This is a genomic window from Calothrix sp. NIES-2100 (genome assembly GCF_963875285.1).
In the GTDB taxonomy this organism is placed as follows: Bacteria; Cyanobacteriota; Cyanobacteriia; order Cyanobacteriales; family Nostocaceae; genus Aulosira.
Map to the genome: position 1 here is coordinate 8,816,098 of NZ_CAWNLA010000001.1, position 26,626 is coordinate 8,842,723.

The window sequence follows — 26,626 nt, forward strand, 5'->3', positions numbered from 1 at the left end:
AAAAGCAAGGAGCAGGGAGCAGGGGAGAAAAACAACCCACAAGGGGTGGGGCTTAAACCAAGGGAGAAAAGGAGCCGGGGGGCTTTTGCCCACAAGGGGCAAGGTTTGTACCTTTTCCCCTGCCCCCTGCTTCTTATCAAAATTTTCCTTTAAAATCAAAGCTTGCAGGCGATTATAGATTCAATTTCAGCGCCAAGGCTTAAACGGTAAGGATAACGCCTGTTGATAACCCTATTCTGGTTAAGATGTCTGTCTTAATTAATTATTATAAAAACTGTTTGTGAATTTCTCAGAATTTTAGGGAACTATATTACTAGAACTTTACTGCTTATTCTCGGAATATGACTCAAAAATCATTATTTTGGGAATTTATATCTATTCAATGAGTTATTGTATCAATCCTCATTGCCCAAAACCTACTGACCCAGCAAATGCAAAAAACCGCATTTGTCACAACTGTGGGTCAGATATTCTGTTGCGAGGCCGTTATCGAGTAATCAAAAAACTTGGAAGTGGTGGCTTTGGTCAAACTTTTGAGGTTGATGATTCTGGTACGGCTAAAGTTGTAAAAGTACTAACTGAGAATAACTCAAAAGCTATTGAATTGTTTAAGCAAGAAGCAAAAGTTTTGGGTCAGTTGAATAGTACGGGAATTCCCAAAGTAGATTCCGATGCTTACTTTACTGTTTTACCTAAAAATAGCTCTGTACCATTGCACTGTTTAGTAATGGAGAAAATTGAGGGTGTAGATTTAGAAAAATGGATGGAGTCTAACAACTATCAACCTATCTCTCAAGCTCAAGCTGTTAATTGGCTGAAGCAGCTTGTAGAAATTCTCGATTTAGTACACGCTCATCAATATTTTCATCGTGATATTAAGCCTCAAAATATCATGCTACGACCAAGTGGACAACTGGTGTTAATTGATTTTGGGGCAGTTAGAGAAGTTACTACAACTATTTTAGGAGGCAATTCTCATACCAGAATTATTTCACAAGGCTATTCACCGCCAGAACAACAAAATGGTTATTCAGTACAACAGTCAGACTTTTTTGCTTTGGGACGGACTTTTATTTTTCTGCTCACAGGTAAAGAACCACAGGATAAAGTTATTTATGATCCTCTGACTAATGAATTGCATTGGCGACAATATGCAGTTGATATTTCTCCTTTATTGGCAGATTTAATCGACCATTTAATGGCTCTTACAGCTAGCCAGCGTCCTCAAAATACACAATTTATTTTGCAGCGTTTGAATAAAATTGAACAGGTGTTAAAGCAACCTCATATTTTAGTAAATACAGCGCAAATAAAATCAAATAATAATAATTCACCTAATTCTTTAGCGACTGGATCAGTGAGTGGAAGCCTATCAGTTTACACCGCTGCCAGATTAACTAAAAAAAAATTTAAAAATTGGTGCTGGTTTATTATTTTAGGTTTAGGGTGTTTTGCTATTGCTGCTTTGAACCAGACTAAAAATAAAAACATAGTTGCTACTGAAGAAAAAATACCAAATATTAGTCCTAGTATTTCTAACTCTTCACCAGTTGTTAAAATTCCTATATCTGCACCAAAGACTAAAAAAGCTTTGCCCATAAAACTAAAAAACAATGTGACAATTACGAATAAAGGGCAATTACCACCAAAACCACAATTAGCTAGGAAAAAGTTAGAAAATAAAGCACGTTCAAGTGAACATATAATCGATATCTCACAACCTTGGGAATCAACATATCCTATTTCTGAGGCTCCAGACAACTTAGAAGATGTAATACGAAAGAGAAAACAATGATTAAATTAGCTGTTAGAAGTTTAATTAATTTATTTATAACTAGCTCTGCTTTATTTTTGATACCGATGAAAAGTGATGCAAGTATTAATATAAAAATAATGACTCAGGTTGCTCAAAGTTGCCAGAGAGATGTATTTTCATCTCAATACCGTAATCAAATGGGATTGGGTACTATTACTGTTGATGATAGGAATGATAGGGATTTAAAAGACTGTATTAGATATAGATATCATTACTCTTTAGTTTTTTCACGATTTCCTTGGCTAATTTCAACAGGAGAAATGCTTCCAGGTTATCCTGGTGCTGTAGTTATTGGAATGCTTGCGAATAAAATAGCATCTTCAACCCGAGACAACACAAACATATTAGATTGTCTTGCTAATCAAGATGTTTATAATAGAGGATGCGATTATTTAAGAAATAACATTGCAGAAGGAGGCTTTGTTAGAACTTTGCAAATAGATCCTCTTTATCCAATTTTTATTTATCCTATTAATAAGGATAATAGCTTATATTTAATACATACTTGTCCGTCTTGCGTTGTTGCTCATAATAATGTACGTGGTTCTCAAATAGAAATTTTACAATCTTTTATACAATGGTTTATCACGCTTGATAAGCAGCAGAGAAAAGAATTAATTTCTATTTTAGGTGATGATAATAACGCTCGCGAATTGAGGCAGACGATATATAATGAAACTGAAACAGCAGTAAATAAATATGAGTCAGTACGACAACAGATTGAGCATCAAGAACAGGAGCAACGCAGGCAAGAATTAATTGGTAACTAGTAGTCTATCGCATTAATTCTTAATGCTTGGCAGTGGTCACATACTCGCCTTCTTAAAAAAGTCGGGTATCTTGCAACTCAGCACAATTAATGCGAGGAAACACTAGTCCTTCTAACTACAGAATTTTGCATTAATTCATAAATATTATCATTTTTTTAAATAATAAATTCTTAATTATATTTAACATACTAAATAGCATTTTTGGTATAAAAAAGTAAATACAATCCACCTATATCAATCCATAAGTGAATAATTAATTTTTTATGTTCAGTAATCCATTTTGTGCTTCTATTCCCGAACCCTCAACTCCATTTGAAAAAGAGATTGATACTTTAATTCAAACCCTGAAAAATCAAGTTAGTGCAATTTATAAGAAAAATCCACCTTCTTCTTGTATAGGAATGTGGATATATGGAACGAAATTTGAAAACCAAGATATGTTAATATTTAAAATTTCTGCTGATTCACTAGTAAGAAAGTACAGCCACAACCTGACAGAGACAGAACCTAAAAATCTAAATCAAGCTTATGAATATCTTAAAAAGAAGGCAAATACTAACTATATAATCAAGCAGAAAAACCTTGCTATTGAAGTGGCTAAATGGATTGATGATACTCAGTTAGTTTCAAAAGAAGGAAATTTAGATAAGGTTTTAGTTGTAATAGAAGAGTTAAAAGCTAGAGTCAGTAATTTCAAGGATCGAAAACCTTTTACTTCTGATCCTTTTCAATCAAAATAATCTTAAATTTGTTTAAATAAAAGAGTGCATTAAGGAAGTGATAATACATATCCTCAACTAATGCACTCTTATTTACACCTTTGCGCGAAATTAAAATTCAGCGTTTTGCGGTGTACGTGGGAAGGGTATTACATCCCTAATATTTCCCATCCCCGTCATAAATTGCACAAGTCTTTCAAAACCCAAGCCAAAACCAGCATGGGGAACTGTACCAAAGCGGCGTAAATCGAGATACCACCACAAATCCTCTGGCTTCATTCCTTGCGCTACTATGCGACGTTCTAGAACATCTAAACGTTCTTCCCGTTGGGAACCGCCAATGATTTCGCCGATTTTAGGTGCGAGAATATCCATTGCTCGGACGGTTTTTTCATCATCGCTGAGGCGCATATAGAACGCTTTGATTTGCGCGGGATAATCTGTGACGATTACTGGCTTTTTAAACAGTTGTTCTGCTAAATAGCGTTCATGTTCCGATTGTAAATCTAAGCCCCAACTCACAGGATAATCAAACTTAACATCGGCTTTTTCTAAAAGTTTAATAGCATCTGTATAAGTTAGGCGCTCAAATTTATTATTAATAATATTTTCCGCTGTGGCTAATACAGAGTTATCAATCCGTTGATTGAAAAAATCCATATCTTCTGGACATTTTGCCAAGACATATTCAAATATATATTTGAGAAACGCCTCAGCTAAATCCATATCACCTTCTAAGTCGCAAAAAGCCATTTCCGGCTCAACCATCCAAAATTCGGCGAGGTGGCGGGAAGTGTTGGAGTTTTCGGCGCGGAAGGTGGGGCCAAAGGTGTAGACGTTACTAAACGCCATCGCCATGACTTCCGCTTCTAATTGGCCGCTAACTGTTAAATAGGTGGGTTTACCAAAAAAGTCTTGGCTGTAATCTACTGCTTGGTTTTCTGTGCGGGGAATATTTTTTAAATCCAAGCTGGTGACGTTAAAAAGTTCCCCTGCGCCTTCGCAATCGCTAGCAGTGATGATGGGTGTGTGTACCCACAAAAAGCCTCTTTCTTGGAAAAATTGGTGAATGGCGGTGGAACAAGCGTTTCTGACGCGGAAAACTGCACCAAAGGAATTAGTACGCGATCGCAAATGTCCAATAGTACGCAAAAATTCAAAGGAATGGCGTTTCTTTTGCAGTGGATATGTTTCGGGATCAGCTTCCCCGTATGCTTTCAGCGTCTCGGCTTTGAGTTCAATCCGCTGTCCTTTACCAAGAGATGCTACCAGTACCCCTGTGACTTCAACAGCAGCACCAGTATTTAATTTTTTCAATATATCTTCGTAGTCTGGCACATCCTGATTGATAACAACTTGCAAATTAGCTAAGGATGAACCGTCATTAACTTCAATAAAAGCAAACCCTTTAGACTCGCGTTTTGTCCTTACCCAGCCTTGAACTAAGAGGGACTCATCAGGTTGACCACTACGTAATATTTCTGCAATCCGTCGGTTTAGCATTTTATACAACTTATTTTTAGCAACGTCAAGAATACGGAGATTAGAGAATCTTAACAATTATCCCCATTGAAAATCATGCCACTTGCTACAACTTTGGAAAAGTTCGCAACGCAGTGGCTGCAAAATGTCCCGCTGGGGATCATCTCACGCAGGACTTTAATATCCAGCCTATGATAACGCCCATTCCCCCAAAGCGGACGGCTTGCCAGAACGGTTTCTTGAAGCTACGCCAAGAAAATAACTGGCTTTCTAAATTTATTTCTAGCACTTCCAACTGCTGTTTAATCTGCCGTAACTCTGCCTTGATTTCTGGCGTGGGATTTTTATTGTGCTGCAAGTCTTGACGACGCTGTTGCAATTGTGCTTTGTGTTCCTTGTCGCTTTGCACTTGGGTGTAACGTTCTTTTAAGGATACAAGCGATCGCTCTACTTCTTCGAGTTCTTGTGCAAATTCTGATTCTGAATTTCCCTCTGGCGAAGAATTAGAAAAATGTTGAGGCGGCTTCATTTTGCAATAGTAAACTATGATTAAATGTGAGTCTGCCAATAGTCAACTGAAGGCTGAAGTATAAAGGATGAAGTATGAAGTATGAAATTACCCTATCCATAAACCGATGGGGCATAAATAACAAACCCTTTAAGGGCGAGGTTTGCATCGATTTTCACTTCATCTTTTATCCTTGTTTCAGTCAATAGCTAAAATTCAGACTATGGACTCACTCCGCACTTAAAACTCAGTACTCAGAGTCATGTCTCAAACCCAGCTGCCTAAAACCAGTCAACTGAATGAATTTAGCAATTTGGAACTAGCCCAAGCGCTCATGGAGAGGTTAAGCATTTCCCCTAACGATTGGCATCGCCTCAAGTCTAACCGCAATTCTCGCGCTCGGGAACAAGCTGCCGCCGCAATTGTCTTTCTCCTCAAAGATCAGCCACAGGAAGCTCTAGCTAGATTAGAACAAGCCGTAGGTTGGTTAGATCGCTCTATTTCTGCTCCCCCTTGTCCCAGTCATGGCGAGAAGAAGTGAAGGAGCAGGGGAGCAGGGGAGCAGGGGAGCAGGGGGACAAGGGGGACAAGGGAGATAAATAAGAAATGCCCAATGCCCAATGCCCAATGCCCAATGCCCAATGCCCCATGCCCGATCCCCAACTTTCCATCATCGCCGCAGAGATAGCCTAGGGCGAGTTTCTAGCTGTTTACACAGTCTTAATTCTGTACCTTTGCGGTTCCACTCTACCTGATCGAAAATCTGATGGAGAAGACAAAGACCTCGACCACTTTCTGCTTCGTCTGGTGGTAGATAGTCTATTGGATCGGTATCATCATCAGATTCAGCAGTCGGCACAAAGCCTCTTCCTTGGTCTGATATTACCCACCAATATTGATTATCTATTAACGAAAACCGTACTACAACTGTTTTACTAGGATCAAGATTATTGCCATGTTTGGCTGCATTTACTAAGGCTTCTTGTAGCCCTAGGCGCAGCTCGGCTTGTAATTTTTCGGGAATTTCTGCCAACAGTAGATCTAAGATTGGACATAGATAGAGAGTTGAGGCAAAACTAATAGTGCCCCAATAACGTCCTACTGGACGGAGTGAGATGGTAATCACAAGAGAAACCCCATAGCTTTCAGTTAGCTAGACATCAGTTTGCTATTACAGGCACCCTGATAAAAGTTGAGGTGGTCATGTTGCCTTCAAACTTGCGTCTTTAAAACTAAATATTGAAAATGCTAGGGAGCATTGACTCAAGTTTATGATTGGCGATCGCTTAATCTTTAAATCGGCTCGGAGAAAACTCTCAAGGCAGTCATTTGCTAAAAAATGCTCTTGATTTAGAAATAGCATTTTTATGTTATGTCTGTGGGCCGATTTGCCATTTAAACAATCTGGGTCATAATTTTTAGAGTCTATGCAACTTCAGTTTTTTAAACAAAATCAAACTTATTTTTAGCTTAATTCAATTTTAGCATTTTTACTATGCACTAGACTACAAATTTTAAATTTGAGTTTTTGTCAAGGTGGTAGTACCCCTGTTTTCCGGTGATAACACAAGAAATGCAGCTGCTTCTACATGAGCAGTTTGCGGGAAAAAATCCGCTGGTTGTAACCGTTTGAGGCTATATAAGCCATCTTGGCAAAGTAATTGCAAGTCACGAGCTAGGGTAGATACCTTACAGCTGACGTAAACAATCCGGGATGGTTTCACTTGCCGTAAAGTTTCAATCACAGAGCGATCGCACCCCTTTCGCGGCGGATCAAGTAATACCACATCTGGTACATTTTCCATCTGTGGCAGCAATTTTTCTACCGCCCCAGTTTGGAAGCTGACATTATTAATTCCATTGCATTGAGCATTCAAAATTGCTTGTTGTACTGCCTCTGGCTGTACTTCTAGCCCGGTTGCCAAACGGACTTGTTTCGCCAAGGGCAAAGTTAAAGTCCCAATTCCGCAGTAGGCGTCCACCAATACCTCATACCCTTGAAGATTCAGTTCTGACTGAATTACTTCTAATAGTGCCTCTGCTGTTTCAGTATAAACCTGAAAAAACGTATCGGGTAGTACCTGAAATTCCAATCCGGCAAATTTTTCTCGCAAGTATGGCATACCCGCAATGCAACGAGTTTCTTTGCCAAAAATGGCATTTGTGCGTGCAGGGTTGCGATTTAAGGACACTCCCACCAATTGGGGATAGCGTTTTAACCATTCTTGAGCTTGGGTTTCAATTCCTGGTAAATTCCCGTCTTTGACAACTAAAGTCAGTAATATTTCCCCAGTCCGCCGTCCAATGCGTAAACCGAGGTGACGGATTTGCCCTTGGTGACGTTGTTCATCATAAATTTGCCAACCCCGCTGTTGAATATCCTGTTTCACCTGTGCCAGTATTGGATTTAATCTGGAGTCTTGTACTGGACATTGATTCAAGTTAATTAATTGATGGCTGGCTTTTTGGTAATAACCGATTTGGACTTGTCCTGTTGAAGATTTGCTAAGGGGATATGTAGCTTTGTTACGATAGCCCAGAGATGATGCCGCTGCGAGTACGGGATCTACTGGTGGCTGTTGAAAACCGCCAATACGCTCTAAAGCTTGGATAACTTGATTGCGTTTAGCTGCCAGCTGGAACTGATAATCTATATGCTGCCATTGGCAACCACCACACTTATCAGCCACAATGCAACTAGGCGATTGACGCTGGGGAGATGGTTGCAATAATTGCTGAAGCTTACCGTGGGCGTATTTGGGCTTAACATGTAGCAAGCGAACCAGAACGCGATCGCCTGGTACAGTATCGGGAATAAAGACAACGCGATCGTCATATCGCCCGACACCGTCACCAGTATCACTCAAATCCGCGATCGTTACTTCAATTAATTCACCCTGTTGCCAAGCTGTGTTAGTCATTTGTCATTTGTCATTTGTCATTTGTCATTGGGCATTGGGCATTGGGCATCGGGTATTGGGCATCGGGCATTGGTATCCTCTGCTTCCTTGTCCCCCTTGTCCCCCTCATCCCCCTCATCCCCCTACTCTCCACTACCCAATCGTGTAATTTCAATACATACCGGCTTATAGCCCTTCACTTGTGTACCTCAGACTCGTTAAACTAGCAAATAATATTTCGCTTGATTGCAATAATCATGACCGTAATTAGCCAAGTTATTCTCCAAGCCGACGATGAACTGCGTTATCCCAGCAGTGGCGAACTCAAAAGTATCCAAGCGTTTATGCAAACCGGTGCAAAGCGCACACGGATTGCTAGCACCCTAGCTGAGAACGAAAAAAAGATTGTTCAGCAAGCAACCAAACAATTATGGCAGAAGCGTCCTGACTTTATCTCTCCTGGTGGAAACGCTTACGGCGAACGTCAGCGTTCTCTGTGTATTCGTGATTTTGGCTGGTATTTGCGCCTGATTACCTATGGCGTACTTGCTGGCGACAAAGAGCCAATTGAAAAAATTGGTTTAATTGGCGTGCGGGAAATGTACAATTCTCTGGGCGTTCCCGTACCCGGAATGGTAGAAGCTATCAATTCCCTCAAAAAAGCCTCCCTTGACTTGCTTAGTGCAGAAGACGCAGCTGAAACAGCACCATACTTTGATTACATTATTCAGGCAATGTCTTGATACAAAGTGTGTGCTGGTTCGATTAGTGTACTTTTGGTTCACTGAGTGAGTGCTAAATCTCAGCACTCAAAATCCATAACATTTCTAATTTGATCATAACTCTCCCCACAACTGGTTGAGGCTCTGGCAAGTCCTATGTCAAGTTACCAACCATGTGTGGGGAAATTTTATGCTTAGTCGAGGGTCAAGGGTCAAGGGTCAAGGGTCAAGGGTCAAGGGTCAAGGGTCAAGGGTCAAGGGTCAATGGACTGTGGACTATTGACTGTGGACTAAAAACAAAAAGCCGACAGCCCTTGATAAAAGACTGTCGGCAAATATTGTGTTCCCTATTAATGACTCGGCTAGAGTTCAGTTATAAGGAAGTATGGCAGTTTGGCAATTATACAGAGACGATCTTAATCATGAACACCTGTGATTGTTATCACTGGATGGTCACAGCCCGCCTGTATCTATTTAAGAGATTGCTTGCGATTACAAGAAAAATGCACATAAAAGCAACAGGAACTGTACCTTAAGCTACACAGTCTCACTATCTATAAACACCAATCTGTAAGCGGGAAAATGCATCTTTATCCTGTAAAGCTCCTAACTGGGGCAATCCTCTTGACAACATGCTTGGGTTGTGCAGCGCCAATCAATAACCAAATCTCCCCAGATAATATTAGTGCTACAGCTACGCCTACTGGTATTCAAACCAGTTATAACTCAACAACTAATAGACCAGCCACTAAAACTGCCACTATTAGTGTTGAAGGGGAAAAAGTTCCGATTACCCTGAAACTGTATGACCAATACAGCAATTTATTTACCACCTACTTTCCTGACAAAGAATTTTTGGCTGAAGGTGGTAGTTCTGGTGAAGGGACAGGAGTGAGGTTTATTGCTAATTTTGGCGGTAGCAGAAATGATAATGCTTATGTCCACGTCGCTTTTTTGAATGAAGTCAAAACGCTGGGACAGTTAAAAAGCTTTGTGAATGGTAAAAATGGTTTAATTGCATCTAATAAATGGCGGGTTGTTGACCGAAATCAAAAAGTTTCCTATCCTTGGGCAAAAGAAAAGATTGTTTTCAGTCAAGGTAAAAATATCGTAGGAAGTATTTACCTGGGTCAGCAAAATGGTAAAGTTTTTTATGTATTTACCCATTTCCCAGCGGAATACGGTGATGGATTTCCACCCAGAGCAGATTTGATTTTACAGAATCTGCAAGTTGCTGGAGTTAAGTGAATAATTCAGCAAATTCGATTCCTATACATAGATGAATTTTGATCGCTTCTTTGTGCAGCTGATTGAATAGAAATTCCCAAACTTAATCCTAATATAAACAGACTCAGCTTTAATTAAAGATAAGGTTTCTAATTGATAAATATCACGTTAAGCAGTAGATTTTGACTGTATATTCCTTTAAAATCTCCATTATTTAATCTAGAAAATTGGTGATGAGAGATTCACTGGCAATAGCGATGATGAATCAACTGAAAGCTTACGCCTTAACGTTTTTATTGGCTGGATTTGTTTTTCCCCAAAAAAGTCTTGCTGCTGATACACCACCTCTTGCAGACCAGCTTAAAGAAATAATAGAGTGGTTTACGGGAAAATTTAATAATGCCCAGGATGTAGCCAGCAATCCTTCAGTACCATTTATTTCCATGACAAATTGTCAGGTGCAATTAGATGGTGATAGTGGGACAAATGGAACTCAAAATGTTTACTTAGAACAGAGTAGCCCCGTATTCAACCGAGTACGCTTTTATTCCTTTGGTTTAGGTAGTGGTGCGATAGACCTTGGTATTCGTAGCTTTATTAATTCCAGCAGTTTGAGTGGACTTTGCGATCGCCCCCCATCCCAAAGAATTATTAGCCAGAATAATCTTGCTGCTGCTGTTTGTAGTCTCAATCTCACCTATCAAGATAATAGCTATGTTGGTAGGAATGAACCAAACGGTTGTCCTACAAGTACTGGCGGTAAGGTGGTATCCAACGTTTCCATTCAAGCCAACAGCATCAACTCCTTAGACCAAATTTTTAGCAGCAGTGGTCAGTTGCTGGTTGCTACCCCCGTCAATTTTCAGCGGATAGCAACGGTTCCGGAGTCTTCGCCTTTAGCTGGATTGGCGATCGCGGGTGCTGGCTTAGTATTCCTGAAAAGGAAAAAGCAAACTCCAGTCTTGATGATGAAATCAGTTAGTAGTAAACAGTCATAAAAAATAAAGGCTGCTGACGCAGGCTTTATTTTTGGATATTTGAGAAAATACAGCGGATTTCATTTGAGTGAGGTACACTAGTAGCGGGCTTTCCGGCCCGCACTACAAGAGCTATATGATTAATTTGTGTACCTTATATACCTGCAATCTGCTGTAGCTTTGAAACTATACAAAATCTGTAAAATCAACTAGGGTAACGATATGACTGCGAAGCCACTGTGTAAATTCATCTCGTCCTAACTCACCAGATGCTACTTGCAAAATAACCTGTTCTTGTTCATCCACTGTGGCGTTAATCTCAAAACCATTCAAAACCAATAAAACTTCCATTACGGCGTAACCGATGCGTTTATTACCATCGATGAAAGGATGATTTTTAATCAGTGAAAAACTCAGTGCTGAAGCCTTTTCAACTATGTCGGATAAAGTTCCTCTCCACCAAAGGTCATGGTTGGTTGCGCTAAAGCTGATTCCAAACCGCCAAGGTTAGCAATACCAAGAGAACCTCCCGATTGCTTGATGATGCGATTATAAAGTTCCAACACCTCTTGAAAAGTCAGATAGCGCATTATGCTAGCCGCTTGTAAAGTTCAGCATTTTTATTGAGTACATCGTCCATAGCATCTTTAAATGATGTTTCTGGCTGATTAAGTAATTCTTCAACACTCATTAACACTAATTCTTCTATTGATATACTAAGACGAGTCGCTTTTTGTTGCAACTTCAGCAAATGCTCATCGGTAATGTTGATTGTAATGGTATTCATGGTTTTATCTGAGGCTTGAAGATAGCATTACTGTAGCACTGTAACTTATATCCCAAAAGCGCGATCGCGCTTTTGGGAGTTTAATTATGAGAAAGCGATCGCATCGAAATTATTGATAACTGCCAAATATTTCAGCAATTTATTTTTGGGTTTCTGGATTCAGGATAAGTTTGAGGATGCGTTCGCCACTTTCTCAATTAATTTTACCATTGCCTTTAACGTTGGCAATCATACATTCATGTTCATGATTTTTGATTTTGTGACTTAAACCTACCTGCAATAAACTCTCGCTTATTTAAATGTTTAGTCTTGCGTTTGGTAACTCGCTTTCGCCACATACAGAAACTGGATTCTTTCATGTGCTGCCGCATTAAGACAATTACCTGTTTTTCTTTTAGCCCAAACTGAGTTTCAATAACATCAAAAGGTGTTCTATCTTCCCATGCCATTTCAATGATGCGATCAATGGTTTGCTGATCAAAATTTGGTAACTTCATGCTTTTGCTTGTCAGGTCAATTCGATATCTATTTTACTTGAGGAAGCAGAGGGAGTAAAAATTTGAATAAGGGTGTCTGCCGAGATATCCACAAAATAGGACAGGTTATAAACTGAAAACTTCGGTTTCTTAAGGATGGAACATAAATGATAAAACTCAAACTTGCTATTATTGCGATGGTAATCGTCATATTCTCTGTTCCCGCCTACTATTCTAAGTCGGTTCTCGATTGGGCAGCAGAAGCAGGTGGATTTGGTTCTTGCTCTTGGTGTTCCCAAACCCACCCTTTCTACATAGCAACAAACCAGGAAATAGCTGACTTTTTTACTATTTGTTGTCTTACCGGAGGACTGACAATTTCCACCTGGGTTATGCTGCTCAATTTTGAAAAAAATAATTGAGTAAGGGACAGCTTGGTCAGCGTCTTCGCGCTACTCGTGAACTTCTCGGTTTAACCCAAGAGCAATTTACTCAGCAGTTACCTGCATTTGCATCATTAAACCGATAGAATAATTCTCTGTCCTTTTGGTGCATTATTTCCATGACTGCCCAATCCTCTGCTCCCTTTTCACCCAAAGAAATCGCCGCTGAAGGTTTGAAACCAGAAGAATATGAAGAAATTGTCCGCAGGTTAGGGCGACATCCCAACAAAGCTGAACTAGGAATGTTTGGGGTGATGTGGTCAGAGCATTGTTGTTATAAAAATTCCCGGCCTTTACTCAAACAGTTTCCCACTACAGGTCCCCGGATTTTGGTTGGGCCTGGTGAAAATGCTGGTGTTGTAGATTTAGGCGATGGATTGGAACTGGCCTTTAAGATTGAATCCCATAACCACCCCTCAGCAGTTGAACCTTTCCAAGGTGCGGCGACGGGAGTCGGAGGTATCCTGCGAGATATCTTTACAATGGGTGCGCGTCCCATAGCTTTATTAAATTCCCTGCGCTTTGGTTCCTTAGAAGATGTGAAAACTCAAAGGCTGTTCCAAGGTGTTGTAGCTGGGATCAGTCACTATGGTAATTGCGTTGGGGTGCCCACTGTCGGCGGTGAAGTTTACTTTGACCTCGCTTATTCTGGAAATCCTTTGGTAAATGTCATGGCTTTGGGATTGATGGAAACTCCAGAAATCGTCAAATCTGGGGCTGCTGGAATTGGAAACCCTGTGCTGTATGTTGGTTCCACCACGGGACGCGATGGGATGGGAGGCGCAAGTTTTGCTAGTGCAGAATTGAGCGATCAATCAATAGACGATCGCCCCGCTGTGCAAGTTGGCGATCCATTTTTGGAAAAGTCGTTAATTGAAGCTTGTTTAGAAGCGTTTAAAACAGGTGCAGTTGTCGCCGCCCAAGATATGGGTGCTGCGGGTATTACCTGTTCAACATCGGAGATGGCGGCTAAAGGCGGTGTCGGTATTGAACTGGATTTAGATAAAATTCCGGTGCGGGAATTGGGGATGGTTCCCTATGAATATCTGCTTTCGGAATCGCAAGAACGAATGCTGTTTGTTGCCCACAAAGGACGGGAACAGGAGTTAATTGATATTTTTCACCGTTGGGGACTCCAGGCGGTTGTCGCTGGGACGGTGATTGCTGAACCGATTGTGCGGATTCTGTTTGAGGGGGGAATTGCAGCAGAAATTCCGGCTGATGCTTTGGCAGAAAACACTCCCCTATATCAGCGGGAATTGTTAGCGGAACCTCCAGAATATGCGCGCCAAGCTTGGGAATGGAAGGCTGATGCTTTACCTCCCTGCACTAATGCTGGTATTGAAGTTCAAGGAAGTCTGCAAAGTTGGCATGAGATTCTGTTAACTTTGCTGGATACTCCCACCATTGCTTCTAAAAGCTGGGTTTATCGCCAATATGACCATCAAGTGCAGAATAATACGGTAATTTTCCCTGGTGGTGCTGATGCGGCTGTGGTGCGCTTACGTCCTCTAGAACCCCCCCCAACAGTAAACGGAGGGGGTAACAAGGGTGTAGCAGCTACAGTAGATTGCAATCCGCGCTATGTCTACCTTGACCCTTATGAAGGTGCTAAGGCTGTGGTTGCAGAAGCTGCACGCAATCTTAGCTGTGTGGGCGCTGAACCGCTAGCAGTGACTGATAATTTGAATTTTGGCAGTCCAGAAAAACCAATTGGTTATTGGCAATTAGCAGAAGCTTGTCGCGGTTTAGCAGAAGGTTGTCGGGAATTGGCTACGCCTGTGACTGGTGGGAATGTTTCTCTGTATAATGAAACCCTTGATTCGCAAGGAAATCCCCAGCCTATTTATCCTACCCCGGTTGTGGGTATGGTGGGATTAATTCCCGATATCAGCAAAATTTGTGGTCAAGCTTGGCAAACTGCTGGCGATGTGATTTATCTTTTAGGTTTGCTGCCTACCTCTAACGATAATTTGGGAGCATCAGAATATTTAGCCACAATTCACAACACTATTGCTGGTAAACCAATTAAGGTGGATTTTGAGTCGGAACGCCGGATACAGAAAGTTTGCCGTGAGGGGATTCGTGCTGGCTGGATACGTTCAGCCCATGATTGCGCTGAGGGAGGATTAGCGATCGCCTTAGCAGAATCTTGTATTGCTGGCAATTTGGGTGCCCAAATCACTTTAGAATTGCCAGCCAATCAGTCAACACGCCTAGATACATTGCTATTTGGCGAAGGTGGGGGACAAATTTTCGTGTCCGTAGCTTCAGAACAACAAGAAATTTGGGAATCCTACTTACAGGAACATCTCGGTCAACAATGGCAAAAACTGGGTACAGTGGTGAATTCAGAGATGGGTTTGGGGGTCTTAACCTCTGATAACCACACCTTAATAAAAGTTAGTATCAACGATATGATAGATCGCTACTCTCAGGCGATCGCTCGACGGTTAGCGGTTCACATAACTACCCCTAGTTAATTCGTACAATCCCCCCTATCTGAATCACTAACGTCAATTAGCATAATTACGGTACTGTTTTAATGGAGAGTTAAAGTTTTATTAAGAAAACTGTGACTCTCCACTCAGATCACTTTTGGATTATGGATTGCAAAAACGTTATCTGTCTTTACAATCCATAAGTATTCTCCAGAAATCTTAATAATTAGGAGTTATCCAAATTTGATCTCGCCTAATCCCAGTGACTTGACACCACCACCAGGAGCAAAGCTAGCATGATTCCCCACGATTCCACTATGGATGACTATTCCCAACAGTCAAGCAACCAAATCAATAGTCATGAAAATCGTCCCGACAAGCCAGAAGAAGCTTGTGGTGTTTTTGGTGTCTACGCACCAGGAGAAGACGTTGCCAAACTAACCTACTTTGGATTGTATGCACTCCAGCACCGGGGTCAAGAATCAGCTGGTATTGCCACATTTGAGGGTACAAAAGTCCACCTCCATAAAGATATGGGCTTGGTGTCTCAAGTCTTTAATGAATCTGTTCTCCAAGAGTTACCAGGTAACCTAGCTGTTGGACACAATCGTTATTCAACTACAGGTTCTAGCCGGAAAGTTAACGCCCAACCTGCTGTAGTTGAAAGCCGCTTAGGGACATTAGCCTTAGCACACAATGGTAATTTAGTCAATACAGTACAATTGCGTGAAGAGTTGCTTCAGAGCAAATGCAACCTAGTAACGACAACAGACTCAGAAATGATTGCCTTTGCGATCGCCGAAGAAGTAAATGCTGGTGCAAATTGGCTAGATGGTTGCATCCAAGCATGTCGCCGTTGCCAAGGAGCCTTTAGTTTAGTAATTGGGACTCCTGATGGGGTGATGGGTGTACGCGATCCGAACGGCATTCGCCCATTAGTAATTGGGACTTTAATTGGCGATCCAGATCGTTATGTTCTCGCCTCGGAAACTTGTGGCTTAGACATTATTGGTGCAGAATATCTGCGGGATGTACAACCAGGGGAGTTAGTTTGGATCAATGAAGAAGGTCTAACTTCTATTCAATGGCATCAACAATCCCAACGGAAGTTGTGTATCTTTGAGATGATATACTTTGCCCGTCCGGATAGTCTCATGCATGAGGAAACTTTATACAGTTACCGGATGCGTTTAGGGCGACGGCTAGCAGCAGAATCTGCGGTTGAAGCTGATTTAGTCTTTGGTGTTCCTGATTCTGGTATACCAGCTGCCATTGGATTTTCCCAAGCTTCTGGTATTGCTTATGGTGAAGGACTGATTAAAAATCGCTATGTAGGACGCACCTTTATTCAGCCCACCCAAACCATGCGGGAATCTGGTTTGCGGATGAAACTCAACCCGCTCAAAGATGTGCTAGTAGGCAAACGAGTGGTCATTGTGGATGATTCCATTGTGCGGGGAACCACCAGCCGCAAACTAGTTAAAACTCTGCGGGAAGCCGGTGCGCTAGAAGTACACATGCGAATTTCCTCCCCACCGGTGACTCATCCTTGCTTTTATGGTATTGATACCGACACCCAAGATCAGTTAATTGCTGCTACCAAATCAGTGGCAGAAATTGCCAAGCAGTTGGAAGTAGACAGCCTCGCTTATCTCAGTTGGGAAGGAATGCTAGAAGCAACTAGAGAAGACACCAATAGTTTCTGTTCTGCTTGCTTTACAGGAGATTACCCCGTGGCGATTCCTGAGCAGGTGAAGCGTTCTAAGTTGATCTTAGAAAAGGTGGTGGTGTAGGAATTGGGGAAGGGGGAAGGGGTAATGGGTAATGGGGAAGAGAGAATAGATTTCTACCTTTAAACCCTTTTCCCTTTTTACCCTTGACCCTTGACCCTTCTCCCCAAGCTAAAATTAGGTAAATGCCCCAAGAGAAATATCTAATGAACCAGCAGACAAGTGAGAGAGTGCGCTGGAACACCGCTGATTTGGAGTTGTTTCCAGATAACGGGAACCGCTATGAAATTATTGACGGGGAATTGTTTGTGGCGAGAGCGCCTCACTGGAAGCATCAAAAAACTTGTGTCAGAATTAGCGGGGTTTTAGATCAATGGTCACAAGTTAGTGGTTTGGGAGAAGTTGTGACGGCTCCAGGCATAATTTTTGGCGACAGTGATAATGTGATTCCTGATGTTGTCTGGGCTAGCAATGAGAAACTAGCTACTGTGTTAGACGAAGCGGGACATTTGACTGCTGCACCAGAATTGGTGGTAGAGGTGCTATCTGCGGGGATGGAGAATGAAAAGCGGGACAGAGAACTTAAACTGAAGCTCTATTCATCGCGGGGTGTCAGGGAATATTGGGTTGTGGATTGGCGCAAGCAACAGATAGAAGTCTATCGACGAGAACAAGAGATTTTAAAGTTAGCTGCGACTTTGTTCCGGGATGATGAATTGACATCACCCATATTGCCTGATTTTAATTGTGCGATCGCTCCTTTGTTTAAATAAAAGATGAGATAGCGATCGCACTATCTAATCTCAAGTTTCTGGTTCTATTCCTAAGGCTCTTAACTGCTCTGCTAATCTTTGGGCACGTTGGCGTTCTTGTTCAGCACGTTGATGTTCTTGTTCAGCACGCTGGCGTTCTTGTTCAGCCTGTTGCCGTTCTTTAGTAGCTAACTCGTTGAAATCAGAAAGCGATCGCACTACACATCACTAGTTTACCGCCGTTGACGATTACCCAAAGCTATATTCCTCAAGCCAGTTGCCCACGGTAAAATAAGAGTCTACCTCATCAAAAAGCAGTATGTTAAAAGTCCAGCGTTTACAAATGCAACGCTACGGTGTTGCTATTTTGTCAGTGCTAATGGCGTTGCTATTAGGTCTAATGCTGGAACGATTGCTACAAATAAAAGTTTCGCCACTTTTTTTTGCTGCTGTAGTTTTTAGTAGTTGGTACGGTGGATTCTTCCCTGGTTTGGTAGGTACAGTCTTAGCGATCTTAGCTAATAATTATTTTTTTACACAGCCTATATACGTTTTTACACTGAAAAATGGCTCTGATGTTTTAGAGCTAGTCATATTTAGCTCAGTAGCACTATTAATTAGTTCGTTAAATGCAGAACTGCGTACTGCCAAGCAAGCATCAGAAGCAAAGCTCGCAAAACTACAGGTAAGCTATCGGCGATTGCTAGAGACAGCCAATGAAGGTATCTGGATATTTGACAGTAGAGGACAAACAGAATACGTCAACCAGCGTTTAGCCCAAATGCTTGGCTATACCATAAAAGAAATGATTGGTCAACCAATTTTCGATTTTGTGGAACCTCAGGTGCAAATTGAATTAGACCAATGGTTAGAGCAACAAAGGCACAATTTTCAAGAGATTAACCAGCAATTTGACTTGTGTTTACGTTGTAAAGACACATCAGAAATCTGGGCGATTGTCTCTACTAGTCCCATCTTGAATCACAAAGGTGAATTTTCAAGTGCGATCGCCATGCTCACCGATATTACTAAACGCAAACAGACCGAAGTCGCTTTGAGAGAAAGTGAGGAACGGTACCGTTCTTTGGTAGTCGCAACTTCTCAGATTGTTTGGACGACTGACCCTGATGGACAGGGAGTTGATATAGCAGACTGGATAAATTATACAGGGCAGAGTCCTGAAGAAGTAAAAGGTTGGGGTTGGTTGGCAGCATTGCACCCAGAAGATCGGCAAAAAACTGCCCAAGTTTGGACACAAGCCCTTCAGCAAAGAAGTATCTACGAGAATGAATATCGAGTATGTGGTCAAGATGGCATTTACCGTGATTTCTCAGTTCGCGGCGTACCAGTTTTGACAGCATCGGGCAAGGTTAGGGAGTGGGTTGGTGTTTGTACAGATATCACTCACAGCAAGCAGATACAAGATAAATTGCGAGAAAAGCAAGAAAGGTTAGATTTAGCACAATCAGCAGCTAAAAGTGGTTGCTTTGAGTGGAATATTCAAACCAATGTCAATATCTGGTCGAAAGAGTTAGAAGCGCTCTACGGTTTAAAACCTGGTGAGTTTGGTGGTAGTTATGAAGAGTGGGCGAGATGGGTTCATCCCGATGATTTAGCCAAAGCAGAAGCAGATGTGATGAATTCGCTGAAAACAGGCGAATTGTTCACCGATTGGCGCGTAATTTGGCAAGATGGCAGTATTCATTGGATGCACGCCAGAGCAAAAGTATTCTACGATGATGCGGGTAAACCTTTACGCATGGTCGGCATCAATGTTGATATTAGCGATGTCTACGATGAGCTTCGCTTACGCAAACAAGCAGAATTCGCCCTCCAAAAAAGTGAAGCGATCGCTAAAGCACGGGCCCAAGAATTAGAAACTTTCATGGAAACGGTTCCCGCTGCTGTCTGGATTGCCCACGATCCACACTGCCATTATATGAGCGTTAACCGAGCTGCTTATGAATTGATGCGGCTACCACCAGGATCGGTGTTAACAGCAACTCCTGCTGATGGCGAGTTTCCCTTTAAATTCAAAATCCAAAAAAATGGTCAAGATATTCCACCTCAAGAATTACCAATGCAACTGGCGGGTAGCACTGGGGAACCTGTTGAAGCGGAACTTGAATTTGTCTTTAGTGACGAAGATGTGCGATCGATCTACGGCAAAGCTGTGCCATTGCGGGATGAAGATGGTACTGTACGCGGTGTAATTGGGGCATTTCTGGATGTAACAGAACGTAAACAGGTAGAGAATGCATTGCGGGAGAACCAAGAACGCCTGACTCTAGCACTTGATGCCGCTAGGATGGGATCGTGGGATTGGGATCTCCAGACGAATCAGACGATGTGGACTCCTTACCATGAAATGATTTTTGGGTATGAACCGGGAAACCCGCAACGGACTTATCAGGATTGGGTTAACTGCGTTCATCCCGAGGATTTGTCTCGCGTTGAGGTAAAGGTTCAAACCGCGATGGCAAAGCAGCAAGACTATGAAGACGAATACCGAGTACTCTGGGCGGATGGTAGCATACATTGGGTATCAGCTTTTGGACGCTTTCAGTACAACCAACAAGGTCAGCCCATACGCATGTTGGGAATGCTGTTTGAGATTAGCGATCGCAAACAAGCAGAAGCCGCACTTCGTCAAAGGGAATTAATGTTTCGCACATTAGCGGATACAATGCCGCAAATATTTTGGATTACCCAAGCAGATGGCTATCATGAATATTTCAATCAACGCTGGTATGACTACACAGGAAAAACCTTAGAACAAACACGCGGCGAAGGATGGCAAAAAGTTTTGCATCCCGATGATGTGCAACGCACGATTGAAGTTTGGCAAAATTCCCTGCATACTGGCAAAACTTATGAGATTGAGTACCGTTTTCTGCGTGCTGATGGTGAATATCGCTGGCATTTAGGACGAGCATTTCCATTACGAAATCAAGAAGGTCAAATCCTTAACTGGTTTGGCTCTTGCACAGATATTCACGATCAAAAGTTGGCAATTGAGGAACGCGCCCAGGCTTTGGAACGAGAACGCGCCGCCCGTATAGAGCTAGAAAAAGCCAGCCGCATGAAAGATGATTTTCTGGCGATTGTCTCCCATGAACTACGTTCTCCACTCAATCCGATTTTAGGTTGGTCAACACTTTTGCTCAACCGCCAATTGAATGCCCAAAAGACAACTCAAGCACTAGAAATCATCCAGCGCAATGCTAAATTACAAACAGGATTAATTGATGATTTACTTGATGTTTCCCGCATTCTCCGTGGCAAACTCAGTCTGAATATCTGTATAGTTGACCTGGTTGCTACTGTGGAAGCATCTCTAGAAACCGTGCGTTTAGCAGCTGAAGCTAAATCGATTCACATTCAGACCAAGCTTGACCCCACGGTGGGTAAAGTCGAAGGCGATCCCAACCGCTTGCAGCAAGTTGTAGTAAATCTACTGACAAATGCTGTGAAATTTACACCGTCAGAAGGTCGAATAGAAATCAAACTCCAGCAAATGGGATCTCATGCCCAAATCCACGTCACAGACACAGGCAAAGGAATTAGTCCCGACTTTTTGCCCTACGTATTTGAGCGATTTCGGCAAGCAGATGAAGCAACAACCAGAAAATTTGGTGGTTTAGGCTTAGGGTTAGCAATTGTCCGTCACATTGTCGAACTTCACGGTGGTTCTGTCCAAGTCACAAGCCCAGGAGAAGGTTTAGGCGCAACCTTTACGGTGACGCTACCCATGATGACTGCTGTCGCTCAAAAAGGTGAAAATAACGAGTTGCCAAGTAATTGCCCAAATCTTCAAGGTTTGCGGATATTGGCTGTAGATGATGATGTTGATAACCTAGATTTAATCACTTTTATCCTGGAGCAATATGGCGTTGAAGTCACAGCGGTTTCTTCAGCTCGTGAAGCACTAAAAGCGATCGCTAAAATTCAACCAGATTTATTAATCAGCGATATCGCCATGCCAGAAATCGACGGTTATACACTCATCCGTCAAGTTAGAGAATTGGAACTATTGCATGGTGGAAGACTACCCGCGATCGCCCTCACAGCATTTGCCGGTGAAACTAACAATCAACAAATTCTCGCCGCAGGTTTCCAAAGGCACATTACTAAGCCCGTCGATCCAGATCAATTAGCAACGGTAATCGAGCAAGAAGTTAAATATCGCGGCAATGGGTAATGGGCATTGGACATTGGGCATGGGGCATGGGGCATGGGGCATTGGGCAAGCTCAAACTTTTAGGCTAAAAGTCTCGTTAATGGAGATAAAAGCCTGATTAATGGAGATAAAAGCCTGATTAATGAAGCTAAAAGCCTCGTTAATGAAGCTAAAAGCCTCAAAAGGCATCCTTAATTCACAATACAGTTTGTCTCCCTCATCTCCCCACACTTGTACAGACAAGGGTTATCGCGTCTCTACCCACACTCCCTCATCGAAGATGACACGGGGACGCGGAGACGCAAAGACGCGGAGCGTTTGATACGTCTCAATCCCCGTGTCCGGAACGGAAGTTCCTCTTTTCTGAAACCCCGTCTGAATCAAAGATTCAGACGCTTGATCACAATCTTCGCCCAATTTCCGTCCCCGTGTCCCCGCGTCTCTCACTCTCCGCGTCTCTTGGTGAACTCCCCTAGGTCGTAAAATCACTACTAAAATAAAACAGTACGGACGTTCTACTAGAAGCGCAGTAAAGATAGTATTATTAAGGACTGTTTCACGCCTCTTCTCACAATCAGACTGCCGATATGTCAGATCAAAAGCTAGCCGAATCCTTAAATGGACATCTTCCGCACTCAGGCCACCTCAACCAGAATACAATTCGTATTCGGGGTGCTAGGCAGCATAATCTGAAAAATATTGATTTAGAATTACCACGCGATCGCCTCATTGTCTTCACTGGCGTTTCTGGTTCGGGTAAGTCATCTTTAGCCTTTGATACCATATTTGCTGAAGGACAACGCCGCTATGTAGAATCCCTCAGCGCCTATGCACGACAATTCTTGGGACAATTGGATAAGCCGGATGTAGAGGCGATTGAAGGCTTAAGTCCGGCGATTTCCATCGATCAAAAGTCTACCTCTCATAACCCCCGTTCTACAGTCGGCACTGTAACAGAAATTTACGATTATTTGCGGCTGTTGTTTGGGCGGGCAGGTGAACCTCATTGTCCCATATGCGATCGCTGTATTTCACCGCAAACCATTGATGAGATGGTAGATCGGATCATGGAATTTAGCGATCGCACTCGCTTTCAAATTCTCGCCCCGGTAGTCAGGGGTAAAAAAGGCACTCACCGCAAACTATTATCTAGTTTGGCTTCCCAAGGTTTTGTGAGAGTGCGCGTTGATGGCGAAGTTAGAGAATTATCTGATTCGATTGAATTAGACAAAAATTTTACTCACACTATTGAAGTAGTCATCGACCGCTTAATCAAAAAAGATGGCATTCAAGAACGTCTAGTAGATTCCCTATCTACTTGTCTCAAACTATCAGGTGGAATTGCCAATATTGTCATCGGTCACGACCAAGGACAAATGACAAATGACAAAGGACAAATGACAATTGACTCCGAAGAATTAGTATTTTCCGAGAACTTTGCTTGTCCAGAACATGGGGCGGTCATGGAAGAATTATCACCGCGATTGTTCTCTTTTAACTCACCTTATGGTGCTTGCCCTAACTGTCATGGACTAGGCAGTTTAAAAAGATTTTCACCAGATTTAATCGTACCAGATAGTTCAGCACCAGTCTATGCAGCCATTGCCCCGTGGTCAGAAAAAGATAATTCTTATTATTTAGAATTGCTTTATAGTTTAGGGCAAGCTCACGGTTTTGAATTACAAGTGCAGTGGAGTAAATTAACTCAAGAACAGCAACAAATTATATTGTATGGAGAATCAGCCACTACCGCAGCTGAAAAGAAACAGAGTTTTAAAGGCGTGATTCCCATTTTGCAAAGGCAATATGAAGGCAGTTCGGAGATAATAAAGCAAAAATTAGAAGATTATTTAATCGATCAGCCTTGTGAAGTTTGTCAGGGTAAGCGGTTAAAACCAGAAGCTTTGGCAGTACGTTTAGGACAGTACCAAATTTTAGATTTAACTGGTGTTTCTATTCGCGATTGTCGTCAGAGAATTGAACAATTAAAATTGAGCGATCGCCAATTTCAAATCGCTGATTTAGTCCTCAGAGAAATTAAAGCCAGATTGCAATTTTTATTAGATGTCGGATTAGATTACCTCACCCTAGACCGTCCCGCCATGACCCTTTCCGGTGGAGAAGCCCAACGCATTCGCCTCGCCACACAAATTGGTTCTGGCTTAACAGGAGTTCTTTACGTTTTAGATGAACCAAGTATTGGTTTGCATCAACGAGATAACAACAGATTACTCAAAACTTTAACTAAATTACGCGATTTAGGTAATACCTTAATTGTAGTTGAGCATGATGAAGAAACCATTCGTGCTGCTAACTACATTGTTGATATTGGCCCTGGTGCAGGAATTCACGGCGGTCATATTGTCGCCCAAGGTGATTTCCAGACTTTGCTAGCAACAGAAGATTCTTTAACAGGTGCTTATTTATCAGGAAGGCGGGTAATTACCACACCAGCAGAACGCCGCGAAGGAAATGGGCGAAGTTTGGTAATTAAAAATGCCCATCGCAATAATCTACAAAATATCGATGTCGAAATTCCTTTGGGTAAACTTGTCGCCGTCACTGGTGTTTCTGGTTCGGGAAAATCTACTTTAATTAATGAATTACTGTACCCAGCATTACAACATCATTTAACTAAGAGAGTTCCCTTACCGAAAGAATTAGAAGAAATCAAGGGATTAAATTCCATTGATAAAGCCATAGTTATTGACCAATCGCCTATTGGGAGAACACCACGTTCTAACCCTGCAACTTACACAGGTGTTTTTGATGTCATTCGGGATGTATTTTCCCAAACAGTAGAAGCCAAAGCTAGAGGGTATAAACCCGGACAATTTTCTTTCAATGTTAAAGGTGGACGTTGCGAAGCTTGTAGTGGACAGGGTGTAAACGTCATTGAAATGAACTTTTTACCCGACGTTTACGTGCAATGTGAAATTTGTAAAGGTGCGAGATACAACCGCGAAACTTTGCAAGTCAAATACAAAGATAAAAGCATTGCTGACGTTCTCAACATGACAGTTGAAGAGAGTTTAGACTTTTGTCAAAACATTCCCAAAGCTGTTACTCGCTTACAAACTTTAGTAGATGTTGGCTTAGGTTATATTCACTTAGGTCAACCTGCAACCACCTTATCTGGTGGCGAAGCACAGCGGGTAAAATTGGCAACAGAATTATCTCGCCGCGCTACAGGTAAAACACTTTATTTAATCGATGAACCAACAACAGGGTTATCTTTTTATGATGTCCATAAATTGCTAGATGTAGTGCAGCGTTTAGTCGATAAAGGTAACTCAATTTTGGTAATTGAACACAATTTAGATGTAATTCGTTGTGCAGACTGGGTGATAGATTTAGGCCCTGATGGTGGAGATAAAGGGGGAGAAGTCATTGCAGTGGGAACACCAGAGGAAGTAGCGAATAATCCCAGGTCTTACACTGGGCAATATTTGCATCAGGTATTGCAGCAGTATCCGGCGATGAAATAGTCGAGTGTGTGATATTTTTCTGTCGCCTTGAATATTTAATAGCAATTTGGAAAAAGAATGTGACAGATTGTAGGGTCACGGCACTGCCGTGCCCTGACGATAATGTAAATGAAGAAAGTAGATTGTTGAAATAAGTTATACCAATTTGAAAAAAGAATGCGACAGATTGTAGGGGCACGGCAGTGCCATGCCCTCTAGAATATATTGATGTTTCGCAAACATTATTTGAATTGGTATTAGTAGTAATTCCCATAGGTGGGCAATGCCCACTCTACGTGTATTAAAAAATAATACATAAATACAATAGATGTCAGTAAAAACCCTTCTAGGGGTCTAGAAGGGAAAGTAAATGGATGGTTATTTGTAGTTAAGACTAGTCAATCATATCAGGTTGAGCTTTGCTAGTTCAGCCAAGATGGCTTAATTAACTTACACATATTTAAATTAGGGATTTAGTGTTGTTAATTCAGCTGAATATTTTTCTTAATTACCTAACATTTGTAATATTTTTTCTACGCGATTCAAATCTCCAACTAAGCGGCGAATTGGATACGGCCAGACTTTGACTAGAGTGGGGGTAGCAGTAACCTGATTGATTTCTGCTTGTTCGGGATTAGTTAAAACATCAACAAATTTTAGAGTATAAGGTTGTGCGATCGCTCTAATAATTCATGTAAATTATGTTAAGATGCATTCAGGAGCTGCACTATTTACCGCCACAAACAAGCGCAGCATGTAGGCTTTGGTTTTTAACAGTAAATTTTGCAACTTTTTGGGTAAGTGATAGTCCTGAAAAGTAGGTTCAGCAATATCTCATTCCACAGTTAAGTCATGGTTTTCCCAAAGCTGGGGAAATGAAGAGCGATAAGTTGACAATACCATGCGATCGCACTAAGTCTGAGTTGTTAATTAATTTTCTATCTTAAGAAAGATGATTTAAGCCTATATACCTCTCTGAAGACAAATAGAATCAAAATGAAGTGAGGAAGTAAAATATCTGAACAAGTTAAAACTTACTTGACTCTGAGCAAATATTATGTTGAGTATACTTTGGGGTATTGTTGTTGTACTGATTGCTTTTTGGGCATTAGGACTGGCACTTCATATTGCCGGAAATTTAATTCATGCAGTCTTACTTTTAGCCATTGCCCTGGCTATCTATAATTTTTTCAAAGCGCGTGATGTCTAAATAAAAGTCATCAAATAGC

The 26,626-nt window shown here is 41.8% G+C and carries 23 protein-coding genes and 1 pseudogene; 14 read left to right on the forward strand and 10 right to left on the reverse strand.

All coding sequences use genetic code 11. The annotated features are described in order from the left end of the window. Positions 1-361: 361 nt before the first annotated feature. The 3 genes from AACU32_RS36000 (at position 362) to AACU32_RS36010 (ending at position 3,326) form a co-directional block, all read left to right on the forward strand. A complete protein-coding gene (locus AACU32_RS36000; RefSeq protein ID WP_339378559.1) occupies positions 362-1,795 on the forward strand; it encodes a serine/threonine-protein kinase in 1,434 nt (477 codons plus the stop codon). Continuing rightward, on the forward strand, positions 1,792-2,586 hold the full coding sequence (locus AACU32_RS36005; protein WP_096607046.1) for a hypothetical protein: 795 nt from the start codon (positions 1,792-1,794) through the stop codon (positions 2,584-2,586). The genes AACU32_RS36000 and AACU32_RS36005 overlap by 4 nt, the downstream gene beginning before the upstream one ends. Positions 2,587-2,849: 263 nt before the next feature. After that, entirely contained in the window at positions 2,850-3,326 is a 477-nt protein-coding gene (locus AACU32_RS36010) for a hypothetical protein (RefSeq protein WP_096607047.1), read from the forward strand. 90 nt (positions 3,327-3,416) lie between these two features. Here AACU32_RS36010 and asnS read toward each other — a convergent pair whose 3' ends face one another. Together asnS and AACU32_RS36020 are read right to left on the reverse strand one after the other, a co-directional pair. Further along, complete coding sequence (gene asnS, locus AACU32_RS36015; RefSeq protein ID WP_096607048.1) at positions 3,417-4,808, reverse strand: asparagine--tRNA ligase; 1,392 nt, start codon at positions 4,806-4,808, stop codon at positions 3,417-3,419. Positions 4,809-4,947: 139 nt separating this feature from the next. Then, positions 4,948-5,316 (reverse strand): hypothetical protein, encoded by a 369-nt coding sequence (locus tag AACU32_RS36020; protein ID WP_096607049.1) that lies wholly within the window; start codon positions 5,314-5,316, stop codon positions 4,948-4,950. A gap of 241 nt (positions 5,317-5,557) precedes the next feature. On the opposite strand from AACU32_RS36020, the gene AACU32_RS36025 reads away from it, so the two are divergent. Continuing rightward, complete coding sequence (locus AACU32_RS36025) at positions 5,558-5,836, forward strand: DUF6439 family protein (RefSeq protein ID WP_096607050.1); 279 nt, start codon at positions 5,558-5,560, stop codon at positions 5,834-5,836. Between the two features lie 129 nt (positions 5,837-5,965). On the opposite strand, the gene AACU32_RS36030 is transcribed toward AACU32_RS36025, so the two are convergent. After that, on the reverse strand, positions 5,966-6,421 hold the full coding sequence (locus AACU32_RS36030; protein WP_096607051.1) for an ATP-binding protein: 456 nt from the start codon (positions 6,419-6,421) through the stop codon (positions 5,966-5,968). Positions 6,422-6,809: 388 nt separating this feature from the next. Further along, a complete protein-coding gene (gene rlmD / locus AACU32_RS36035; RefSeq protein ID WP_096607052.1) occupies positions 6,810-8,216 on the reverse strand; it encodes a 23S rRNA (uracil(1939)-C(5))-methyltransferase RlmD in 1,407 nt (468 codons plus the stop codon). A gap of 236 nt (positions 8,217-8,452) precedes the next feature. Here rlmD and AACU32_RS36040 point away from each other — a divergent pair, with 236 nt between their 5' ends. The 3 genes from AACU32_RS36040 (at position 8,453) to AACU32_RS36050 (ending at position 11,142) form a co-directional block, all read left to right on the forward strand. After that, positions 8,453-8,938 (forward strand): allophycocyanin subunit alpha-B, encoded by a 486-nt coding sequence (locus tag AACU32_RS36040; RefSeq protein ID WP_096607053.1) that lies wholly within the window; start codon positions 8,453-8,455, stop codon positions 8,936-8,938. Positions 8,939-9,541: 603 nt separating this feature from the next. After that, the gene (locus AACU32_RS36045) at positions 9,542-10,165 is read left to right on the forward strand and encodes a hypothetical protein (protein ID WP_339378560.1); all 624 of its coding nucleotides are present in this window, start codon (positions 9,542-9,544) and stop codon (positions 10,163-10,165) included. Between the two features lie 212 nt (positions 10,166-10,377). After that, positions 10,378-11,142 carry a chromophore lyase CpcT/CpeT gene (locus AACU32_RS36050; RefSeq protein ID WP_339378561.1) on the forward strand — a complete coding sequence of 255 codons (765 nt, stop codon included), beginning with the start codon at positions 10,378-10,380 and terminating at the stop codon, positions 11,140-11,142. Positions 11,143-11,307: 165 nt separating this feature from the next. Here AACU32_RS36050 and AACU32_RS36055 read toward each other — a convergent pair whose 3' ends face one another. The 4 genes from AACU32_RS36055 to AACU32_RS36070 form a co-directional block, all read right to left on the reverse strand. Continuing rightward, positions 11,308-11,613: a type II toxin-antitoxin system death-on-curing family toxin gene (locus tag AACU32_RS36055; RefSeq protein ID WP_339378729.1), complete on the reverse strand. Its 306-nt coding sequence runs from the start codon at positions 11,611-11,613 to the stop codon at positions 11,308-11,310. Continuing rightward, positions 11,556-11,711, reverse strand: coding sequence for a hypothetical protein (locus AACU32_RS36060; RefSeq protein WP_339378562.1), 156 nt, complete (start codon positions 11,709-11,711; stop codon positions 11,556-11,558). Before AACU32_RS36060 ends, AACU32_RS36055 begins: the two co-directional genes overlap by 58 nt. After that, positions 11,711-11,908, reverse strand: a complete 198-nt coding sequence (locus AACU32_RS36065; RefSeq protein ID WP_096607057.1) for a DNA-binding protein — start codon at positions 11,906-11,908, stop codon at positions 11,711-11,713. The genes AACU32_RS36060 and AACU32_RS36065 overlap by 1 nt, the downstream gene beginning before the upstream one ends. A gap of 242 nt (positions 11,909-12,150) precedes the next feature. Continuing rightward, a complete protein-coding gene (locus AACU32_RS36070; RefSeq protein ID WP_096607058.1) occupies positions 12,151-12,405 on the reverse strand; it encodes a TIGR03643 family protein in 255 nt (84 codons plus the stop codon). A 146-nt stretch (positions 12,406-12,551) separates the two neighbouring features. Here AACU32_RS36070 and AACU32_RS36075 point away from each other — a divergent pair, with 146 nt between their 5' ends. From AACU32_RS36075 to AACU32_RS36090, 4 genes are all read left to right on the forward strand, one after another. Then, on the forward strand, positions 12,552-12,806 hold the full coding sequence (locus AACU32_RS36075; RefSeq protein WP_339378563.1) for a hypothetical protein: 255 nt from the start codon (positions 12,552-12,554) through the stop codon (positions 12,804-12,806). Between the two features lie 140 nt (positions 12,807-12,946). Beyond that, entirely contained in the window at positions 12,947-15,310 is a 2,364-nt protein-coding gene (gene purL, locus AACU32_RS36080) for a phosphoribosylformylglycinamidine synthase subunit PurL (RefSeq protein ID WP_096607059.1), read from the forward strand. 254 nt (positions 15,311-15,564) lie between these two features. Continuing rightward, positions 15,565-17,061, forward strand: a complete 1,497-nt coding sequence (gene purF / locus AACU32_RS36085; RefSeq protein WP_096607060.1) for an amidophosphoribosyltransferase — start codon at positions 15,565-15,567, stop codon at positions 17,059-17,061. 143 nt (positions 17,062-17,204) lie between these two features. After that, on the forward strand, positions 17,205-17,771 hold the full coding sequence (locus AACU32_RS36090; protein WP_096608330.1) for a Uma2 family endonuclease: 567 nt from the start codon (positions 17,205-17,207) through the stop codon (positions 17,769-17,771). A 30-nt stretch (positions 17,772-17,801) separates the two neighbouring features. Here the strand turns inward: AACU32_RS36090 and AACU32_RS36095 are convergent, their stop codons facing one another. After that, on the reverse strand, positions 17,802-17,969 hold the full coding sequence (locus tag AACU32_RS36095; protein ID WP_339378564.1) for a hypothetical protein: 168 nt from the start codon (positions 17,967-17,969) through the stop codon (positions 17,802-17,804). A 100-nt stretch (positions 17,970-18,069) separates the two neighbouring features. On the opposite strand from AACU32_RS36095, the gene AACU32_RS36100 reads away from it, so the two are divergent. Further along, positions 18,070-21,951, forward strand: coding sequence for a PAS domain-containing protein (locus AACU32_RS36100; RefSeq protein ID WP_096607061.1), 3,882 nt, complete (start codon positions 18,070-18,072; stop codon positions 21,949-21,951). Between the two features lie 566 nt (positions 21,952-22,517). Further along, positions 22,518-25,418: an excinuclease ABC subunit UvrA gene (gene uvrA / locus AACU32_RS36105; protein WP_096607062.1), complete on the forward strand. Its 2,901-nt coding sequence runs from the start codon at positions 22,518-22,520 to the stop codon at positions 25,416-25,418. Positions 25,419-25,901: 483 nt separating this feature from the next. Here uvrA and AACU32_RS40835 read toward each other — a convergent pair. Then, positions 25,902-26,309 (reverse strand): annotated as a pseudogene (locus tag AACU32_RS40835) (circadian clock KaiB family protein); the annotation flags it as partial. A 145-nt stretch (positions 26,310-26,454) separates the two neighbouring features. On the opposite strand from AACU32_RS40835, the gene AACU32_RS36115 reads away from it, so the two are divergent. Next, a complete protein-coding gene (locus AACU32_RS36115) occupies positions 26,455-26,607 on the forward strand; it encodes a lmo0937 family membrane protein (RefSeq protein ID WP_096607063.1) in 153 nt (50 codons plus the stop codon). Positions 26,608-26,626: the final 19 nt, after the last annotated feature.

Bases quoted from the DNA above. Each gene is read 5' to 3' on its own strand.
- AACU32_RS36005 (WP_096607046.1), top strand. From the start codon at position 1,792: ATGATTAAATTAGCTGTTAGAAGTTTAATTAATTTATTTATAACTAGC.
- AACU32_RS36010 (WP_096607047.1), top strand. From the start codon at position 2,850: ATGTTCAGTAATCCATTTTGTGCTTCTATTCCCGAACCCTCAACTCCA.
- asnS (WP_096607048.1), bottom strand. From the start codon at position 4,808: ATGCTAAACCGACGGATTGCAGAAATATTACGTAGTGGTCAACCTGAT.
- AACU32_RS36020 (WP_096607049.1), bottom strand. From the start codon at position 5,316: ATGAAGCCGCCTCAACATTTTTCTAATTCTTCGCCAGAGGGAAATTCA.
- AACU32_RS36025 (WP_096607050.1), top strand. From the start codon at position 5,558: ATGTCTCAAACCCAGCTGCCTAAAACCAGTCAACTGAATGAATTTAGC.
- rlmD (WP_096607052.1), bottom strand. From the start codon at position 8,216: ATGACTAACACAGCTTGGCAACAGGGTGAATTAATTGAAGTAACGATC.
- AACU32_RS36040 (WP_096607053.1), top strand. From the start codon at position 8,453: ATGACCGTAATTAGCCAAGTTATTCTCCAAGCCGACGATGAACTGCGT.
- AACU32_RS36050 (WP_339378561.1), top strand. From the start codon at position 10,378: ATGAGAGATTCACTGGCAATAGCGATGATGAATCAACTGAAAGCTTAC.
- AACU32_RS36060 (WP_339378562.1), bottom strand. From the start codon at position 11,711: ATGCGCTATCTGACTTTTCAAGAGGTGTTGGAACTTTATAATCGCATC.
- AACU32_RS36065 (WP_096607057.1), bottom strand. From the start codon at position 11,908: ATGAATACCATTACAATCAACATTACCGATGAGCATTTGCTGAAGTTG.
- AACU32_RS36070 (WP_096607058.1), bottom strand. From the start codon at position 12,405: ATGAAGTTACCAAATTTTGATCAGCAAACCATTGATCGCATCATTGAA.
- AACU32_RS36075 (WP_339378563.1), top strand. From the start codon at position 12,552: ATGATAAAACTCAAACTTGCTATTATTGCGATGGTAATCGTCATATTC.
- purL (WP_096607059.1), top strand. From the start codon at position 12,947: ATGACTGCCCAATCCTCTGCTCCCTTTTCACCCAAAGAAATCGCCGCT.
- purF (WP_096607060.1), top strand. From the start codon at position 15,565: ATGATTCCCCACGATTCCACTATGGATGACTATTCCCAACAGTCAAGC.
- AACU32_RS36090 (WP_096608330.1), top strand. From the start codon at position 17,205: ATGAACCAGCAGACAAGTGAGAGAGTGCGCTGGAACACCGCTGATTTG.
- AACU32_RS36100 (WP_096607061.1), top strand. From the start codon at position 18,070: ATGTTAAAAGTCCAGCGTTTACAAATGCAACGCTACGGTGTTGCTATT.
- uvrA (WP_096607062.1), top strand. From the start codon at position 22,518: ATGTCAGATCAAAAGCTAGCCGAATCCTTAAATGGACATCTTCCGCAC.
- AACU32_RS36115 (WP_096607063.1), top strand. From the start codon at position 26,455: ATGTTGAGTATACTTTGGGGTATTGTTGTTGTACTGATTGCTTTTTGG.